This window comes from Candidatus Acidiferrales bacterium, assembly GCA_035934015.1.
Classification (GTDB): domain Bacteria; phylum Acidobacteriota; class Terriglobia; order Acidiferrales; family UBA7541; genus DAHUXN01.
The window spans coordinates 241,611-260,347 of the sequence record DASYYH010000016.1 but is presented as its reverse complement, the minus strand read 5'-3'; the positions used below and the strand labels follow the sequence as shown (position 1 = coordinate 260,347).

Genomic DNA, 18,737 nt, shown 5'->3' with positions numbered 1-18,737 from the left:
CCTCTATTTTAGGTGAATTCCACTGCCGTGCGCCACGCGCCCGTTCTCTCGCAAATTTTATGCCGCAAATTTTCCGTGTCGCGCCGCGAGTCCGGGCTATTTCAAATATTGATTCACCCAGCCTACCCAGCGCGTCATTACATCCGCCGCACGCACCGGATCCCCCGGAAAATGCCCGCCGACCGGATACGCCCAAAACTGCGTCGTCACTCCATTGTCTTTCAGCGCGTGATACATCTCGTACGATTGCACGATGGGCACGCGAAAATCGCCCACGTCGCACAGAATCAGCGTCGGCGTTTTGATTTGTGCCGCATAAGTGATCGGCGATTCGTCGCGGTAAATTTTCCAGTTGTCGCCCGCCCACGGCGACCCGCCCATCGAATAATAATCCGTCCGGTTCCCGTCGGAGACCGTCGCCTCCATCGTCAAATCATTGACCGCCGCGCCGGAAACGGCCGCCTTCCAGATGTGATAGTGGCTGATCATCCACGAAGTCATATACCCGCCGTACGACCATCCCGTCACCGCGATTTTGTCCGTGTCAATAAAACCAATTTTTTCGATTTCGGCCAGCCCGGCCATCACATCGCGTCCGGGTCCCGCTCCAGCGTCGCGGTAAATGGCGCGCTGATATGCGTTCCCCAGATTATCGCTGCCTCGGTAGTTTGGTGAGAACACGAAATATCCCTCCGCTGCGATCACCTGTGCCAGCAGGCTGAACGAAAGCGTCGAGCTCGCCTGAGGGCCGCCGTGAATCAGCAGCACGAGCGGATATTTTTTGCTCTGCTCGAAATCCGGAGGATACGTGAGCACGCCGTCCTCAGGAAAGCCATCGGCCTGCCATTCGATGCTTTGTGCTTTTCCCAAATCGAGCGCTGCCGTCTCCGCGTTGTAGTTCGTCAACCGTTTCGGCGCGGTCCCTGGCGAAGTCATGTAATAGAGCTCCGTCGGTCGTCCCGGTGTATTTCCGGTAAACGCAATATCGCCTTTCGGACCAACCATAGCGTCAATCCAGAAGCTCCACGAGGGCTCGATGTCACCGAGGTCGAGCTTTCGCGCTGGCCCTCTTAGCGGTTGCAACCACAACGATGTCGTTGTGCCGTCGTGTCCGCCAACCAACAGCGATTTTCCATCTGGCATCCAAATCGCGCGCTGCACATTGCGGTCAATTCCTCGCGTCGCATCGTTGCCATCTCCGCTGTCGCTGGAGGTGACATAAATTTCATTTTCGTTGTTCGGATCCCCTTCCCGCGCATACCAATACGCGATCTTTGACCCATCCGGCGAATACACGCCGGTGCTTTCAAACTTGTCGTGCGACGTCAGCTTGCGCATTTGCCCTGCCGCCACGTCGAGAATCTGCAGTGTTGTTTCATCGCCGTCGCCTGGTTCGGGCGTCTCCTGTCGCGTAATGACAATGGATTTCCCATCCGGCGACCACGAAAGCGGCGACGATGGCGGGTTCGGCGGAAAGACAATCGGCAGGCTCCATGTGCCGGAAGTCAGCCGCTTGGCTTCGCCGCCCGCAGCCGAAATCAACCAAACATGCGAAGATTCTGCTGCCGCCGTTTCCAGGTAATCCGTATCGCCCACTTGAAACGCGTCGTGATGCGTCTCAATGGCTTTCTTATCGGCAGGGTCCGGTGTCACAAACGCAAATGCAGTCCCATCCGGCCGCCACGCAAATTGTTCGACTCCATCGGGAGCGTTCGTGATCTGTTGGGCGTCGCCGCCATCCATGCGCAGAACGAAAATTTGCGGCTGGGCGTCTTTGTCACTGCCGACCATGGCCAGAAACGCGAGGCGATCTCCATTCGGCGACCATCGCGGCGAACTCGCGCCTTTGCGTCCATAGGTCAGCGAGCGCTGCGAACCTGTCGCGATATCGATCAGCATGATTTCGCTGTCCGTACGGTCTTCCTTCATGTTCGAGTGCGCCACGACCACGGCGATCGATTTGTCGTCCGGCGAAATTTGCGGATCGGCGGGGTGCACGATTTTTGCCATGTCGGAAATTTGAATACGGCGTTTTTGCGCCTGCGCGACCGGCGCCTGTGCAGCGAAAATCATTCCCGTGGCAAATAGAATCGTCACGTATGCGGCACGCTTCGTAAATCGCTGCTCCTTCGTTTGTGGTGTTCGTTTGTTCTCAGGTCCGCTCGTGTTCATCTCGTACGCTCCAGTCCCGGAATCTCTAGGGCAGATACGGCATTGCGTCCGTGCTCTCCGCGAATTTCCGCAAGCCCTCCTCGACCGCAGGCCTGCCAAAAAGCTCGCAGAAAATCTCGATTTCCGTGCGCAACTCCTCATAGGGCACTTTTTTGATGAATCGCTTGGCCACAATCGCCGTGTCGCGATCAAATTTGCAAACCTGCGCCGCGGTCGCGCGTGCCGCACGCAGCGCTTCGTTTTCCCCCGCAACTTGGCTAACCAGTCCTATGGCCTGCGCTTTCGTGGCGTTGAAGCTGCGGCCGGTAAGCACCAGATCGCGAACGATCTCGTTGCCAAGATCGCGCTTCAGACGGGGGATCCCGCCAAATCCTGGGATCAATCCCAGGCGCAGCTCCGGGAAAGCAAATCGCGCCGTTTTGTCGGCGATAATCATGTCGCACGCCAGCGCCAATTCTAGTCCGCCGCCGAATGTGACTCCGTGAACGGCGGCAATCGTCGTCAAAGGTGCATCATCGAGCGCATTCAAGACGTGATGAATCCTTTGCAGAAAATCACGGACCGCTGTGACACGCTGAGCCGCCGGAAGCGGCTGAGAACGGCGGTAAAGTTCACGGAGGTCCGCGCCGGCGCTGAATCCCGCCGTCATCGCGCTATAGATGATCAGCGCGCCGGCGCTCTTCTTTGTCGCCTCAAGCGCAACGGAAAATTCTTCGAGCTCTTCGAGCGTCTTCAAGCCGATTTCATTGCACGGCTCGCGATGCAGTTTCAGCTCGATGATTCCGCCGCTGATTTCCCAGGATAACGTTTCGCCCCGGAATCCGCTCATGCATGCCGCTTTCGATAAAGCTCTTCGATCTGTGACTTTAGGTGCGCCGCAACTGCGTCGCGCCTGAGTTTACCATTGGCCGTCAATAATCCGCTCTCGATCGTGAAGGGCTTTCGCTCCAGGTGGAACGCGCGGATTTGACGATAGTGCGGCAATCGAGCATTCATCTTCTCAAGCGCCGCCGAGACCGCCGCCTCGTTCAGTCCGGAGTTTGGTTCCGTCGTAATGACTGCGGCCAGATAACTGCGCTCGTTGCCAACAAGCACCACCTGTTGCGCGCGCGGCAGCAGACTCGTGAGATCTTCCTCCAGAGGCTCGGGCGCGACGTTGTGCCCTGAATTCAAAATAATTAGATTCTTGATCCGTCCGGTGATTTTCCAGTTGCCGCGTTCGTTCATTTTTCCCTGGTCGCCGGTGTGGAACCAGCCGTCGCGCAACACTTTCGCCGTATCCTCCGGGCGCTTCCAGTAGCCCGAAAAAACGTTCGGTCCGCGCACGAGGATTTCCTGATTGTCGTCGATTTTCATCTCCAGCCCCGGAATTGCATGGCCCACATACCCCGGCTCGACGCGCGCCGGATCGTCCATCGTGCATATCGCCGTCGTTTCCGTCAGCCCATAGGCCTGCAATACCTGAATCCCTAGCATCATGAAAAAGTTCTGTGTTTCCACGGAAAGCGGCGCCGAGCCACAGATCAGCGCCTTCAAATTCGGCCCCATTCCTTTGCGGATCGTCGGAAAAATCAACGCCCCGGCGATCTTTAGCCAGAAGATGTCTGAGAACTTCGCTTCCTTCGTTCCGCGGCACAGGTACGCGCTCTTCGCCTTGAAAAATACATTCGCAATCCATCCACCTCGTCCGCGGATGTTTTCTTCGATCTTTGTTCGGACGCGTTCGAGCAGCGTCGGCACATTCAGAAAATAATTCGGCGCGGCGATGCGTATTTCATCTGCGAGCTTTGTGATGTCAGTCGAAAGCGACACAACGCTATTTCGCGAAAGCGAGCTCAGCAACGAAATCCACGACGCTGCAAAGTTGAAAGGCGTCCAATGAAACACCTGTTCTGGCTCGTTCCGCGGCCCCATCAACTGATTCAGCCGCTCCGTCGTGCACGCCAGCATGTGATCGACGTTGCAGTCGTTGAGCACCACGCCCTTCGCCTCGCCGGAGGTTCCCGACGTATAAATAATCGTGAGCGGAACAGGTCCACCGGCAGTTGCTTTGTCAGTGTGGATCGATTCTGCCGGTTTATGCGCAAACACTTCGTCGAAGAGAAAAATCGCCGGTGCATCGGGAAACGAACGCAACACCGCATCGCGCAATTGCGCTCCGTCGCACAGGATCGCCGTGGCTCCGCTGTCGCGAACCATAGCAGCTAATTCCGCCGGTTCCTGGCGCGCGTAAAGCGGCACGACAATAATCCCCCTGGACATCAGCGCTAAATCCGCCGCGGCCCAGCGAATGCTATTCGGCCCGAGCAGTGCGCAGCGGTCGCCGGCATGAATCCGCGGACTCGCCGCGTCCAAAAATCTACCGGCCTTCGCGGTCAGCTCCAGCAATTCCTTGCCGGATGCCTTCGTGATTTCTTGTCCATGGATTTCCTGAAGAACAATTGCGTCGTCGGCGCGCTCCAGCCTTTGAAAAATATCGGCAAGAAATTTCATGCGCCGTACTTTTCCAGCAGCCTCTGCAAGTTTGCGCTAAGCGGCGGCAAATACTCTTCCCAGTTTAGCGCCCCCTTGCGCAGCGGAAATTCCGGATATTGCTGCGCGACAAACCCCTCGAAATACATTCCCATCCTCGACATCAGCCGCAAATTCTGCGCAACCGTGCGCCCAATTCCTTCTCCCACATTTTCTCTCTCTCGCCACAAGTTTTCGAGCGCGCCGGACAATTTATCTTCCAGTTCGGCGTCGTCCACGCTAAGCGTCAAGTGTGAATGCCCGCGCTGCCGCATCAAATTGCGAATTCGTTCATCCATCGTAACGCCCAGCGAAGGCACGCCCGCGGGCATCGACGTGACAATCGCGTGGTAGCGCGAAGACACCATCAGATGGCAGGCGCGCAAAATGCTCACGATCTCGTACATGTCGTATTGGTCCGAGCAAAAAATCGGCGCACCGCCCAGTTGCGCGGCCACGCGCTCACAGGCATTGCGATCCAGCATTTCCATCCCGACGCACACAGTAAAAACTTTGTGCTCCCTCCGAAAGCGATCGACGCCGCGGGCAAACGCATGGATATAACGGCTATATGCGCTTTCGACGCTGCGTCCCGAGCGGTGAAAATAAATCGAGCGGTAGTGGCTCTCCTTATAAGCGCCCGTCAGCATTCGCGCCGCCGCCTTTGCCACGGACGCCTTCACCGGCCACCAGAAAGGATTGATAGGGCAAAGCACGAGCACCGGCGTCGTCCCGTCCCAGCCGGCCTCGCGCAAGACTTTTTGCCCGTATTCCGCAGGGCGCGGCTCGAATGTCCACGCCGTGTCTGTGCCAAGTTCCGTGGGGATTCCCAGTTTGCCAAGAAGCGCCTGCGATTCCTCGCTTCGCGTGATCACGATCGAGTCGCGGCAATAGTGTTTGCACATTTTCTCGACGAGCGGATCCATGTGGCCCGCTTCCCCGCCGTATCCCACGGAAAGCCGGTTGCGTGCCGAAGCCAGCGCCAGCGAGCCGATCATCATCGTCGTCAGCGCGTTCGCGAACTTGCTCTTGAACATCGACCCTTCGCATGCCACCACGCCGTCGTATTGCGGCGTTTCGCGGTTCAGAAATGGCGGGAAGACGTCCGGCAATCGCACCTGCCGCGTGCCCTGAAAATAGCCGCGCGTCAGATCGAAATCCTGCGTCATCACTGCCAAATCCACATTTTCATCGCCGAGAACGCGCCGCACCTGCCGCAGAATTTCCTCGACGCGCAGATCCGATCCCGTATTCCTCGCCCCGCAGTAGCACGCAAAAAGCAGCCGCAATTTTTCGCCTGGCTGCCATCTTTTTCCTCGTCCGAGCATCCACGTGAATTTCGCCCACTCGATCGACCCGGCGACCCAGGCCTCCAGCAGAAAATCCATCATCGCGGAATTTCCTGCGCGGCTTCTTGCGGCCAGCTTCGATATGGGTACGTGAAATGGTTTTCACGGCTGAATTTCAGCAGCGGATAGCAGTATTTCGAAAATGGATCCGGTGTGCATCCCATTTCGGAGACCACGCGCGTGTTGTCAAAAACCGTATTCCATCGCAAGTACGGCAAGAAAACTTTCAGCAATGTCGCCAATTTTCCCGCTTTGCCGAATTTTCCTGCCGCGAAATTAACAGTGCTTGCTGTCGGCTGCTCGAGCGATGGCACAAATACTGGCGGACGTTTCCCCTGCGCTTCGGCGAGCGCCAGCGTCAATTGCCGGTACGTTTCCGATTCCGCTCCCGATGACAAGTGATAGATCTCGTGCGCCGTCTTTTCCTTTTGGTGCAAAGTCGTAATTGCGTTAGCCACATAATCCACTGGCACAATGTCCACGCGATCGTCCGGCCGGAATGGCAGCAAGGGCAGTCCTGCGAGAAACACAAATGCCTGCACCATGTCGAACTGATTTGTCTCTGGCCGTCGGCTATCTCCCAGCACGATGCTGGGACGAAAAATCGTTCGCGGCACGTCGGGCAAAAGTTCGGCCAACATGTATTCGCAGAATTTTTTCGTCCGCGCGTAGGGATCGTAGTCTGAGCGATTCCAATCGATCGACGAATCCTCTTCCACGATTTCGTTTTGCCGCTGGCCCGCTACAGCCACCGTACTCACGTGGCTGAATCGCCGCAGGCCATGTTCATCGCGTGCGCGCATGCCGAGCTGGATGACCTGCAGCGTGCCACGCAGGTTCACATTCAGGCAGCTCTTCTCGGATTTGCGGTTCAGTGAAGCTGCGCAGTGGATGATCGACTCGGTCGACCGCACCAACTGGCGGTAGGCGTTATCTTCGAGGCCAAAGTTCGCGCCGGTCAAATCGCCAAGAAAAATCTGCAAACGCGAATCGAGAAATTCGCGGAATTGCGGAAAACTCATGTGCAGTTGCAGCGCGTGCCACAGTCGTTCCTTGGCTTCCTGCGAATTTCTTGCGCGCACCAGCAAGTTCAGCGGTTCGCTGCTGTCTCCAAGCAGGTTTGCGGCGATGTGCGCGCCAATATAGCCGGTTGATCCGGTAAGGAAGATGGCCACGGTTCGAAGGTCTCACGGCGCTGCCGCGGACACGCTTTGTCCCGTCGCTGCGTCCGCGTTTGGCTGTCCCATGGGAGGCACTTTTCCATCGTTGCGCGTCTCCACAGAGCGGCCTTCGATGAGAGGATAACACCACTTGCGCAGCGCCGGAATGTGCACATTCACCCAGTAGTCGCACCAGTCGATCGAGCGTGAATCGTATCCGAAATCGGCTTGTTCTTCGGACGGCAGCGCCGCAGAGAGCCGTTCCACATTAAGCGCTTCGAACGTGTGTTCGTTATGCAAAATGAATGGCTCGAACAAGCGAATCAATTTGATGACACGCTCGAGTTCTCGTTCGCGCCGCACCAGAGGCGCGTTGTTGATTCCCACGCTCGAAACTCCGCGATTGATCGCTTGTACGATGGCCTTCTGCGCGGGCGCGGAAAGTTTTTCGTATCGCGTTTTTGACACGGGAATCGCGTCGAAGCGTGACCGGAGCCAGTGCTTGAAGCCGTCCTGTGTACGGTAGAATTTTCTGTGCCCCAGGCTGGTGAGTTCTATCGAACGCCGCATGTTGCAAGGATTCGTGACGGAAGTTGCCAGATGATAGAGCGGTTGGTGTTTGCGTTCGATCAGCGCCGCGGCGACCAGCGTCATCCCGCGCGTTACCTGGTCAACGGGAATGATATCCAGGCACTTCCGCTCGTTCGTAGGTAATTGCCGGAAATAGGTTCCGAGCAAATACGAGAGCGAAGCCGAAGTGTTGATTCCTTCATTCCATCCGCGGAATGGCTTGTCGAGCGACGATTCGACAATGGACGGCCTCACAATGGCAACTGGCAATCCCGCGCCGCGCTTCACGAGGAGCGATTCGGCCAGGCCCTTCGTTAATGTGTATGTGTTGGGCCAGCCGAGTTCATTCGCGCGCCGCGTCCCTGCATCCATCAGCGTTTGCCGCAGCCACCGCGTGCGGTTCTTGCGAATCTGATTATCGAGCGCCGCGCCGCCCAGACCTTTGGCCGCCGTGGGCTTCTCGATGGCGCTCTTGCGCAATTCGTCCGTCACCATCGCGCTGTCGGCCTGCGCCTCCGTATCGCGAATCATCCCCTGTAGCGATTGCCATTCTTTTTCCGCGTCGAATCCTGCGACATTGGCCGGATTGTAATTTGCCACGAGAGTTTCGCTGATCCGTCCGTCGCGTTCTCCCGTGACGTAGCACGTCGAAAGGTGCAATAGTGCCGCGTGGTCCGTCGCGTGCATGAATTGGATTAAATGCGCGGTGGAATCCACATTCGCGGAAAGAGCGTCGCGCAGGTCGGGATTGAAATCGGTCAGGCCGGAACTGTTGATAACCAGATCGAGCGTCCGTGCCAGTCGTGCGCGTGCAGCGTCGTCGAGTCCCAGGCCTGGCTTGCTCAAATCGCCGTCGACCACTTCGACATGCTTCGCCAAAAGTTCTTCGAATTGCGTCCCCCATCGTCGCGCCAGCACTTCGAAGAGCGGCGACTCCTCCAAAATTTTTCGAAATCGCTGTGCGGCTGTGGTCGTTTTCCGCCGGCGGACGAGAACAAAAACTTTTCCGATCTCTGGCACATCCGTGAGCAAATTCACCAGCCACACTTTTCCGATGAACCCCGTTGCGCCTGCCAGCAAAATGTTTTTGCCGCGCAATGCCTCCCGCACAGAGAGCCGCTCAATGTTGGTCTCCGGTTTGCAATGCACGACGCGCAGGAAAGTCCTGCAGGGAGCCTGCGATGCAGGTTCCCTGGCGGCTTCCACAATTTCCGGGCGCCGTGCGAACCCAAGATTCTTGGCTAATCGCGCCCGGTCCACTTGGCCGTTGGGAGCGCTTCCCGTCAGGCGTGCCAGCGGCCCGCGCGGCCGAATCACCGGATCGATCAATCGCCCCGTGGCCATACCATCACGAAATTCCAGACGGTTGGAAATCAAGAATTTCACACCCAGGTATTTCGCCAGCGGCCGCATCACGTGGTCGAGTCCCTGGCTGACGAGAACAATTTCTTCGCCGCGCTCCTGCGCCTTTTTCAATTCTTCCACCCCGCGCGGCTTCAGAGCTGGCTTCAATATGTAAGTGAAATATTCATCGCCGAGAACGTCGAGGCGATCGCGGCTGACGCCGCGCAGGATTGTGTGCAGGAGCCGCGTGGCCATGGCGCGATTCGTCAGATAGAGAATCGGCCGCGCGACGGCCAGAATGAGCATTCCGCCGCGGCGCGTCCATCGCTCGAGAAAACTCTGCGCGTTCCACGCAAAAAAGCCTACAGGCCGGACGGCGGTCAGATTGAGCAGGCTCCCTTCGACGCGCCAAAAAACGGGATTGCGCGGCCGTTCCTGGCGGGCGCGGGGATCCTGCTCATCGTCGGAGCGATGATCCGATTTCGGCTGGAATGTGGTTCGGGACTCCATTTCGCAGATAGGCGCTACTTCAGGGAAAAATCAAAATAGCATTGTCGGCGGCGGGAAGCAAGGCGCCCGAGCTGCAAATGCCTGTTTTCGCTGGCGATTTTCAGCATCTTGAGTTTCACCCGGCTGTGTTTGCCCGCGCAATACTGGCGATGGCAAAAACATAGAACAAAAACATCAATACTAAGCATGTTTTTGCTTTTTTGTTTGCGCCGCGAAATTCATGCCACGCGAAAACGCCCCACAGCGCGGCAACCATCGGCGCCGATTGGCCGATGGCATAGGAAATGGCGACGCCCGTAAAATTCGCGGCCACCAGGTTGAAAACCGTGCCGACGCCCCAAACGATTCCTCCCGCAAGACCCAGCAAATGTCCTCCCGCAGAAGCTCGAAAGAAACCGCCGATGCTCACCGGTTCTCCGACGAGCGGTTTTCGCATGAAATAGATATTAAAAATGAAGCAGGAGAGGAGCGCGCCGAGCGTCAAGAACACAGCAGCCGTATACGGGCCGAGCACGTTTCCGGCCGTAAGCGCGTGCGTGACGAATGGCGCCCAGAGGCCCATCAAGATTCCGGAAACGACGCAGACCACGATGCTTTTTCGCGATGCGCTCCGGCCTCCCCCGAGCGCGGCGTATGCTTTGCCGTCGAGGATTACGGCGACCAGTGCAAAGACCACGCCGAGAGCGAGCAAGCCGGCGCTGCCGCGAGGCTGAATCGCGTAACTCATCACCGTGCCGACGACGAGGGCGATGCCGATTGAGACGGGGAACGCAATCGCCAGTCCGGCCATATCGATTCCAGCGACGAGCAACAGATTCGCAAGATTGAAGACCATGCCGCCGGCCATTGCGTAGAACATGTTCGAGCGGTCGGCTGTTTGCAGGTTCGCGAGAAAACTGGAGCCGCCGCCTTGGGCGCTGCCCATGGTCAGAGCGAGAATCAGGGAAGTCAGGAAAATGCCAATGGCGTAGTCCCAGTAGAAAAGTTCGAAGCGGTAATTTTTCACGCCTTTGTACGTGTTGGCCCAGGAGCCCCAGCAAACCGCGCTGGTCATCATCATCAAAAGTGCGACGGAAAAATTATGCGGCGTGAACATTCTTCTTAGCGCACCGGTTTAGAGCCCCACGGCTGCGGCGGGCCGCTGCGAACGAATCAACGAGACGACTTCGTCGTGGCGGGACATGGCGCGCGCGCCGATTCTCATGCAACAAAGCGCTGCACATGCGTTTGCGAATGAGCCGACGCGATTGAGGTCCCAGCCCTGAAGCAGGCCATAGGAGAGGCCGCCCATGAAAGCGTCGCCGGCGCCGGTCGTGTCTTGCACTTTCACGGAAAATGCCGGCACATGCACCATCTTGTCTTTCGTGGCAATGAGGCAGCCATTCGAACCCATGGTCACGGCAACGAGCCTGGGGCCATGGGCGAGCAAGCTCTGCGCGATGCGCTCGTAATCTTCTTCGCCGGTCAATTCGCGTGCAGCGGCTTTGCATGGCTTGAGCACGTCCACTAATTTCAGCGCTGCGGTCAGCTGCTCTTGCGTGCCGAGGTTCATGGCGCAGAAAAAACTCGGAGCGACATCGAGATCGAAGAGCACCCGCACGCCAGCGTCGTGGGCAATTTGCATGGCTTCGCGGACGGGAGCGATAGGCAGTTGAGAAGCTTCGGTATGAAAATGCTTCGCCGCTTTGATGTGCGGCGCGAAGCGTGCGCGCACCTGATGCACGCTGATTTTTCCGGTGACGTTGGGAAACATATAAATGCAGCGCTCGCCTGCGGCGTCGACGGGAATCCAGGTGAGGGAGGAGCGCTCGCCCTTCACGATTTCAATTCCGGATAAATCCATACCGTCATCGGCGAAGGCTTTGCGGATGATCTGGCCGTTGTCATCGTCGCCGAGGAGGCCGAGCCATCCGGCGCTGGCGCCGAGGCGCGCGACCTGCGTGAGATTATTGGCAGTGACGCCGCCAGCGTGAATTTCCAGGCGGTCGGCGTTGGTTTTTTCGTCGGGGCCGAGCAGGCGGGGGACGATAGCGAAATAATCCACGGTGCAACTGCCGATGCCGACGACCTGGGCCGATTCAGTCATGACTGCTCCTTGCCAATTTCGGCGCTCGCCTGCCGGCTGGACGCCGCGTGGCGGCCAATGATCGGGGCAAGACCCGGGCCGGGGGTGCTTATAGTTCCGGTGGGGACAGGAGTCAAGCGGGAAGCACCCAGCGTCCGGAAGCGCAGGAAGGACTCCTCAAGAACGAGGGAGGCGCAGCGAGCGTACCGTGGGAAAAATGCATAAGTCTGGCGATTAGAAACGGGTCCGAGCCTTTGTTTTGTGTAAGTTACGGCGAATTCTAATTCTTCATAGGTCTGGCGATTAGAAATTCGAGGGAGTGGGGTATTAAGAGCCGGGAAGCGGCTCGGGAGGGCTAGGCGGAGAGGAAACTCCACCGGAGAAGCCTCGAAGGGGCGAAGATCGCGGAGTTAGGTACTATAACCATACAATACGCTTATAGCATGGGTTAACGAAAATGTCAACAGTCTAGACGCAGATTTCCCTTCCTTAATGTGAGGTTCAACCGACGAGTCTTGAGCGGCTATCATTGAATGTGAATCAGACGTCAGGTAAGAACGCAAAAGAGCTGTTCTGGGCTGGAGTTGCGCGAACAACCCTTGACGGAGCGTAAGTGATTTTGTTCTTATGTCTCCATCTCAGGTTCTGAGTGTCGCATGCATGTAGCCGCCAAACCAAAGCTGATGATTGAACGCTGCGGGACGAAGCGTTCTGACCTTTCATCTTTTGTGCCACAGGAATTGAGAGACGTAGGTGATGTGCAGATAGCTATCCCGCGTTTGGCAAAAAGCCAGCATTCGGTACAGCTTATCGAGCATGCAGTTCGGACGGTACCGACGGTGCATCGCCTTTGCAAAGGCGATGCAAGAGAGATGACCGGCCTTGAACCGGAAAGCGTCCACCTCATTCTCACTTCGCCTCCTTACTGGACGCTCAAGGAATACAGGCACAGCGCCGCCCAGCTTGGGCATATCGAAGATTATGACGAGTTCCTAGACGAACTGGATAAAGTTTGGCAGCAGTGCTTCGATGCGCTGGTGCCTGGCGGACGACTGATTTGTGTTGTGGGTGATGTTTGCCTTTCGAGACGGGAAAACGGCGGAAGGCACACTGTCGTTCCACTGCACGCCTCGATTCAGGAACACTGCAGGAAATTGGGCTTTGATAACCTTGCGCCAATCATCTGGCACAAAATCTCGAATGCCGCATACGAAGTGGAAAACGGCGGCGGCTTTCTGGGGAAACCCTATGAGCCGAATGCGGTGGTCAAGAACGACATTGAATTTATCTTGATGGAGCGAAAGCCAGGTGGGTACCGTACGCCGGATCTCCCTGCAAAAATTTTGAGCCTCATTTCCGCAGAAAATCATAGCAAGTGGTTTCAGCAGATATGGACGGGAATTACTGGCGCTTCAACGAAACAGCATCCCGCGCCGTATCCTCTGGAATTGGCAGAGCGACTGATTCGGATGTTTAGCTTTGTTGGAGATACGGTGTTGGACCCGTTCTTAGGAACTGGAACGACGACTGTTGCCGCGGCGAAATGGGGGCGCGACAGCATCGGATATGAAGTTGACGAACATTATTTCGCGCTGGCGCAGAAACGAGTCGCTCATGAAACGTCTTCTCTCTTCAGCAGGGCCGAGATCAACGTGGTTTCACCATCAAAGGTATGAGTCCCACCGTTATTCTTGACAAGAGGCTCCGTCAGGCGGTTCAAAAGTTTTGGTCTACCAGAGAAACCCAAGCGCAGAAGCAAGGATCTACGGGCGGTTCGCGCGACGCCGGGGCACGTACCGCTGTCACCGGCGGCCATCAAATGGACGGGTTCGTATCATTGGTTCGCGATTATCTCTGTGAAAACGGCCTTGCACGGGCCGATGTTCATTGCAAGAAAGGTCTCGAGTTGCCTGGATGGTATAGGCCGGAGAAGAAGTGGGATTTGCTAGTGATTTCGGATGGCCAATTGCTGGCTGGCATCGAATTCAAGTCTCAAGTCGGATCTTTCGGGAATAATTACAACAACCGCACGGAAGAGGCGATTGGAAGCGCCACTGACATTTGGGCGGCTTATCGCGAAGGGGCGTTCAAACCATCTGCCCGTCCCTGGTTGGGCTATCTAATGCTTCTTGAACATGCGCCCGGTTCAGTGCGGCCAGTTCGAGCCCAGGAGCCACATTTCAAGGTTTTTCCTGAGTTCCGATCAGCCTCTTATGCGAGGCGTTATGAAATCCTCTTAACAAAGCTTATGCGGGAAAGGCTCTATGACGCAGCGTGCTTCCTGATGTCGGACGCCAAGAATGGCCTCCAGGGGCGATACGAAGAGCCTGTGGCCGAGCTTTGCTTCAAGAATTTCATGGCTTCACTGCTTGCACGCGCAATTTCCGTAGCGACGACGCGATAAAGAAGTTCCTCGTTGTCCCTCGCAGAAGGGCCCGGGACTCGCCCGCCGCAGCGGTAAACGCGACTCGGGGCATCGCCCGCCAAAGGCGGGCCGGCGCGGGCGCAGCAAGCAGCGCCCCTACGAAAAACGAAGACAAGAAGCGGGTCCCTGCCACAGCGGGCAGGCCCCGCCCCTACGAAAGCCCACAGGCTGAGAGCCGAGCCGGCCATAGCCGGCAGGCCTACGCTATGCACCGCAGCCCACCCTTCGCACAGAGCGCTCAGGATGGGGCACCCGCAGAGGCGAAAAGCAGATTCCTCGTCGGATGCTCGTCGCATCCTCGCTCGGAATGACAACGTTTAGTGCGAGCGCGCGCCGATGATTCGCTTCGCGATGCGGGGCATCGCGGCGGGCGCAGCAAGCAGCGCCCCTACGAAGGCGACAAAGCAGGTCCTTCGCAAAATGCGCTCAGGATTGACGCGAGGAACGCGTCAAGAGTAGTGGAAGAGGAGCATAAAGTCGAAGTCCATGTGAGTTTGGTTGCGGCAGTGGAAAAATGTGGGGACGGGGTTGTTGGCGGTGAAGCCGGCGTTGGCGGCGATGGGCTGGGCAGAGATGAAAAAAACAATGGGTCGTTGATTCCACTAAAAAAAGGCTGGCAGCGAACTCCTCCGGCGTAAAGGAGGCAGGCGCTGTTGCGATGATAAGAACACAGGAGGCGGTTTCCTGCACTGAAATAGAGCCGTCCAAGTAAGATAAAGACATTCTCCTCCAGGAGGCTCAAATGAAGATCCGATGGTGGACAGTCATCTGCATCAGCTCGATATTCGCACTGAGCGGGGTCTCCGCCTTCGCACAGGGCAACGGGAATGGACACGGCCATGGCCATGGACACGGCCAGGGAAAGCATCACGACGACGAAGACCAGGGCGGGTGGTATAGAGATCATGGCGGGAGCGATCACGTATACCGCTGGTATCACGAACACGAAGACCAAGGCGACTTACCTCCCGGATTGGCAAGGCGCGACCGATTGCCGCCCGGACTGGAAAGGCAACTGGTGCTTCGCGGTCATCTTCCGCCAGGTCTCGAAAAGAGAATGCATCGCTGCCCGGAAGATCTTGAGCAGGAATTGCCCCCTCCGCCTCCGGATTGCGAGCACGTGATCATCGGCGGCCATCTCGTACTGTGGAATCGGCGAACCAATATCGTCGTAGACATTTTCCACTTCGAGTTCGAATAGCGGCACTGGTGAATCGTCAAATCGTGCGCGGGATGGGAGGCTATTGCGTGTTCTTGGAGCTTCCGGGGCGAAGGTGTGACCAGTTGAAGTAGCGGCCGATGATGCACTTGAGAATGAGATGGTCAGTGCCAGCGGTGGCGCCCCAGCCCGCGCCGATATTAATTTCCCACTTGGGCGAGACGAAGAGATTCACGACGGGGAAGATTTGCTGTTGCTGATTGTGGAGGGTGACGAAATCGCCGAACTTGCCGTAGTAAGCGTAGTACTCGATGCCGAAATTGTAATATTTCGAGGGTTGGTAAGTGAGCGTGGCGGCAGGGCTGAACGTGAGGCCGCGCGGCGCGACGTCGCGGTAATAAGTTTGCTGCTCGACGGGCGTGAAATTGGAGGGCGGGGGAACAACGTGAACGTCATCGACCAGGGTGGTGTTCACGGACCAATACCAACGGCCGATGGTTTGGTCGACGATAGGCATGATTTGCCAGGACCAGGTGGGATTGGAGTATGCCGGGCGAGCGTAGCCGAATTCCGTTGAGAGGCTGACGCCGACGGGCCAGTGCCAACTGGGAGGGATGCGAACGCGCGGGCGGATGTGGTCGCCGACCCATTGAATGCCGTGGCCGTTTTGTTCCGCAGTGAAAACATAGAAGCCGATTTCGGACCAGTCGTTAATGCCTTCCGTGAATTCAACAGTTTCGTGTTCCTGATCTTCCGTGGGCAGCATGCCGAATTGAGTCGTGGTGCTTCCTTGCGCTGTGAGATTGCTGTGGAGTTCGACGAGGAGAGTTTTGGGCGCCATGGTTTCGGAGGGGTAGACCTGGATTTCGTAGTTGTCTTGGGCGCGGGCAGCGCGCGGAAAAAGAAAGACCGCAGCCAATAGAGGAAGAAGCAAAGCGGGAAGCGATTTCTTGGGAAATTTGTCGAGAGGGAGCCCTAGTTTCATTTTGTAGACGGCGAATAGTGTACCGCGCTGTGGAGCAGGATTGCCAATTGGAATTGGCCCTGTGCGAGCGGAGACAACAGATTTATGTGGACTGTTGATTAGGAGCGGGTGCTGGCGCCGATGTTTGCGTGGCTGGTTTTTCGAGGTAGAGCCAGCGCAGGAGGATGTACCAGAGAACAATCAGTATGATGAATTTAACCAGAGGATCGATTGCGTAGGCTCCAGCAAGAGCAGCCCAGGACACGTGAACGGACAGTGCTGATCGATATTGCTGCTGAGCCCAGGCCGTTTCTGGCGCGGCAACGAAACTAATGAGATACAAAATCGACTCCGCGAGTAGATATCCCAAAGCGATCGCGCCGATATAGCTCTCCACGAGAGCTCCCTTCACTCGTTTAGACATGGTTCCTCCCTGCGAGGAGTGGACGATACTTTCTTAGAGAGGTAAACGGACCAACGCCGTAGGCATACCGAGAAAGAAGATATGCGAAGCCAAAACTCACAACTGCCGAGAACAGATTATAGAGCACTGGAGCCAACCCAAACTGATCCAAGAGACCGGTTCTTGAGGAAACGTAGGGCATGCCTCGAATCGCTATTGCCGTGGCGACGAAATACGCGGCGGTGGGGAGCGCCTCCAAAATCGCACGGACTAAGCGGTCAAACGAAAAGAGGATGAGAACAGCGACTGCGACGGCAGCGATGTGCGAGGCTACGAGCGTTTCGCGAAGGGATTTCATGATTTCGCGGCCATTGTCGCAGTTTGGGCTGGCTAGGACAAATGGAATTCCGTCGAATAAGGAAAATTTAACTACCGACGCGCCCGCGGTGTGGGGCTGGAGATGAGCTGGACGAAGTCGCGGTAGAACTTCGCCGTGTTGAGGTCGACGTTTACGGTGATGGGCTGAGCCGCGACATAAGAACAGCAGGTTCCCCGTCGCCCCTCGCTGGAAGGCGCTCGGGACTCGCTCGGAATGACAAACGAACTTGGTTGGGAGCCGGGGGACCAGGCGAGGGTGTCGCCGTAGGTGGGGCCGGGGTCGGTGGAGACGTCGAGGTAGAGCTTTTCGGTGCGCGTGATGATGGATGGATCGAGCCAGGCGATGGCGGCAAGCTCGTCCCACATGTATTCGGAGTCGGCGTATTTGGCGATGTACTGCGCGGCGGGCGAATTGGATTTGGCGATTTCAGCGATCATTTCCTTGGTGAGGCGCGTTTTGATGGAGATGTCGACGGGCGTGTCTGTGATTTTCGCCCAGGGCGCGTGCAGGACGGCGTGAGAGGCTTCGGGATCCATCCAGAAATTGAATTCGCGGCGAGGATTGAGGCGGAATTCAGGATCGGAAGTCTGCGGATTGATGCTGCCGCCCATGACGACGAGTTCCTGCGCGAGCGAGGCGAATTGCGGGTCGATCGTGATGGCAAGCGCGAGGTCCGTGAGCGGGCCGCCAGCGTAAATCGTGACTTGATGCGGATAGCGATGCACCATGCGAATCATGAAATGCGCGGCGTCTTCGGCGGCGGCGTGCGTGTGCGGCGCGCCTTCGACGAGCGGAGGAATCTCGAACGGGCCGTGGGTATGGCCGGGAGGCCAATTCCATGCGCCTTGATAGATGACCTTGCCGTAGAGCGTTTCCCAATGGGCGATGAACTGCGGGGAGTTGTCGAGAGGGAAGACGGCGCCGGGGACGACGGGAATGTCTGTGCGTCCGATGATTTCGAGCATGCGGAGAGTGTGAGCGACTTCGTCGTCGCGCCAGGCGTCTCCGGTGACAACGGTGACGCCGAGGACTTGGGTTTGCGGTGACTGGATGAGGGCGAGGATGGCTTGCTGGTCGGTGGTGGCGGGACCGCGAGCGTCTTCGTCGATGATGATTTTGCGCGGGGATTGGGCGGAGGCGGCGAGAGCGACGAGAAAAAACAATCCAGCAAAAAGCGCAAAGCGAGAGTAGGCGCGAGTCATGCGCGGCATTCTACACGCAGACTAAACCGTGAGTCGTCCTAATCACGAAGATAGCCTACCCAACCTATACGCAGAGCCACATTGTGCTGGGATGGCGTAGCTGGCGCATAATAATCGCGCATCTCAACGCGGATGGCGCTCTTGTAGCTGAGGCGATAGTCGAAGCCGCCGCCGTAATTCAAGGCGTTTCCTGTTCCAAAAAGCCTGGTGTAGCCCGCGGAGACGAACGGAAGAAAATGCCAACCTCGGTCTTTCCAATAGGCAGTTCCTTTGGCCGTCCGACCTTTTCCGGAGGACCCCAAGTTCCACGAGGCCATGTAGTCTAGGGACAGCTCTCCTGAGCCAGTTTTTCCGCTGGTCCATGGCCCTACATAGCCCCCCTCGATTGAGAATCCTCCCCATGCATCAGGCGGCGCCTCATCGAGCGAAGCTCCGGCCTGTAAATCTCCTGCCACATGGCCTTGCTTCGCGAGTACTCCAGCACCAGCAAACATCGTGAACTTAGGGCTGGCGGCATCCTGTGC

At 57.2% G+C, this 18,737-nt stretch carries 17 protein-coding genes; 4 read left to right on the top strand and 13 right to left on the bottom strand.

Annotated elements, in window-relative coordinates; genetic code table 11:
• Nucleotides 1–96 precede the first annotated feature (96 nt).
• From VGR81_08390 to VGR81_08355, 8 genes are all read right to left on the bottom strand, one after another.
• Complete coding sequence (locus VGR81_08390) at nt 97–2,172, bottom strand: S9 family peptidase (protein HEV2288956.1); 2,076 nt, start codon at nt 2,170–2,172, stop codon at nt 97–99.
• Between the two features lie 25 nt (nt 2,173–2,197).
• Complete coding sequence (locus VGR81_08385) at nt 2,198–3,001, bottom strand: enoyl-CoA hydratase/isomerase family protein (protein ID HEV2288955.1); 804 nt, start codon at nt 2,999–3,001, stop codon at nt 2,198–2,200.
• Nucleotides 2,998–4,665, bottom strand: coding sequence for an AMP-binding protein (locus VGR81_08380; protein HEV2288954.1), 1,668 nt, complete (start codon nt 4,663–4,665; stop codon nt 2,998–3,000). Before VGR81_08380 ends, VGR81_08385 begins: the two co-directional genes overlap by 4 nt.
• On the bottom strand, nt 4,662–6,074 hold the full coding sequence (locus VGR81_08375; GenBank protein HEV2288953.1) for a polysaccharide pyruvyl transferase family protein: 1,413 nt from the start codon (nt 6,072–6,074) through the stop codon (nt 4,662–4,664). Before VGR81_08375 ends, VGR81_08380 begins: the two co-directional genes overlap by 4 nt.
• The gene (locus VGR81_08370) at nt 6,071–7,207 is read right to left on the bottom strand and encodes an SDR family oxidoreductase (protein ID HEV2288952.1); all 1,137 of its coding nucleotides are present in this window, start codon (nt 7,205–7,207) and stop codon (nt 6,071–6,073) included. Before VGR81_08370 ends, VGR81_08375 begins: the two co-directional genes overlap by 4 nt.
• A 12-nt stretch (nt 7,208–7,219) precedes the next feature.
• On the bottom strand, nt 7,220–9,616 hold the full coding sequence (locus tag VGR81_08365) for an SDR family oxidoreductase (GenBank protein ID HEV2288951.1): 2,397 nt from the start codon (nt 9,614–9,616) through the stop codon (nt 7,220–7,222).
• 115 nt (nt 9,617–9,731) lie between these two features.
• Nucleotides 9,732–10,712 (bottom strand): hypothetical protein, encoded by a 981-nt coding sequence (locus VGR81_08360; protein HEV2288950.1) that lies wholly within the window; start codon nt 10,710–10,712, stop codon nt 9,732–9,734.
• Between the two features lie 18 nt (nt 10,713–10,730).
• Nucleotides 10,731–11,702 (bottom strand): carbohydrate kinase family protein, encoded by a 972-nt coding sequence (locus tag VGR81_08355; protein HEV2288949.1) that lies wholly within the window; start codon nt 11,700–11,702, stop codon nt 10,731–10,733.
• Between the two features lie 635 nt (nt 11,703–12,337).
• On the opposite strand from VGR81_08355, the gene VGR81_08350 reads away from it, so the two are divergent.
• The 4 genes from VGR81_08350 to VGR81_08335 all read left to right on the top strand — a co-directional run bounded on the left by VGR81_08350 (nt 12,338) and on the right by VGR81_08335 (nt 15,307).
• Nucleotides 12,338–13,357 (top strand): site-specific DNA-methyltransferase, encoded by a 1,020-nt coding sequence (locus VGR81_08350; GenBank protein HEV2288948.1) that lies wholly within the window; start codon nt 12,338–12,340, stop codon nt 13,355–13,357.
• Nucleotides 13,354–14,085, top strand: a complete 732-nt coding sequence (locus VGR81_08345) for a PaeR7I family type II restriction endonuclease (protein ID HEV2288947.1) — start codon at nt 13,354–13,356, stop codon at nt 14,083–14,085. The genes VGR81_08350 and VGR81_08345 overlap by 4 nt, the downstream gene beginning before the upstream one ends.
• Nucleotides 14,086–14,426: 341 nt before the next feature.
• Nucleotides 14,427–14,744, top strand: a complete 318-nt coding sequence (locus VGR81_08340) for a hypothetical protein (protein ID HEV2288946.1) — start codon at nt 14,427–14,429, stop codon at nt 14,742–14,744.
• A gap of 104 nt (nt 14,745–14,848) precedes the next feature.
• Entirely contained in the window at nt 14,849–15,307 is a 459-nt protein-coding gene (locus VGR81_08335) for a hypothetical protein (GenBank protein HEV2288945.1), read from the top strand.
• Between the two features lie 40 nt (nt 15,308–15,347).
• Here VGR81_08335 and VGR81_08330 read toward each other — a convergent pair whose 3' ends face one another.
• The 5 genes from VGR81_08330 to VGR81_08310 all read right to left on the bottom strand — a co-directional run bounded on the left by VGR81_08330 (nt 15,348) and on the right by VGR81_08310 (nt 18,707).
• On the bottom strand, nt 15,348–16,250 hold the full coding sequence (locus tag VGR81_08330; protein HEV2288944.1) for a hypothetical protein: 903 nt from the start codon (nt 16,248–16,250) through the stop codon (nt 15,348–15,350).
• An 82-nt stretch (nt 16,251–16,332) separates the two neighbouring features.
• On the bottom strand, nt 16,333–16,653 hold the full coding sequence (locus tag VGR81_08325; protein ID HEV2288943.1) for a hypothetical protein: 321 nt from the start codon (nt 16,651–16,653) through the stop codon (nt 16,333–16,335).
• Nucleotides 16,646–16,990, bottom strand: coding sequence for a hypothetical protein (locus tag VGR81_08320; GenBank protein ID HEV2288942.1), 345 nt, complete (start codon nt 16,988–16,990; stop codon nt 16,646–16,648). Before VGR81_08320 ends, VGR81_08325 begins: the two co-directional genes overlap by 8 nt.
• 71 nt (nt 16,991–17,061) lie before the next feature.
• A complete protein-coding gene (locus VGR81_08315) occupies nt 17,062–18,213 on the bottom strand; it encodes a nucleoside hydrolase (protein ID HEV2288941.1) in 1,152 nt (383 codons plus the stop codon).
• A 38-nt stretch (nt 18,214–18,251) separates the two neighbouring features.
• Nucleotides 18,252–18,707, bottom strand: coding sequence for a hypothetical protein (locus tag VGR81_08310; protein HEV2288940.1), 456 nt, complete (start codon nt 18,705–18,707; stop codon nt 18,252–18,254).
• Between the last annotated feature and the right edge of the window lie 30 nt (nt 18,708–18,737).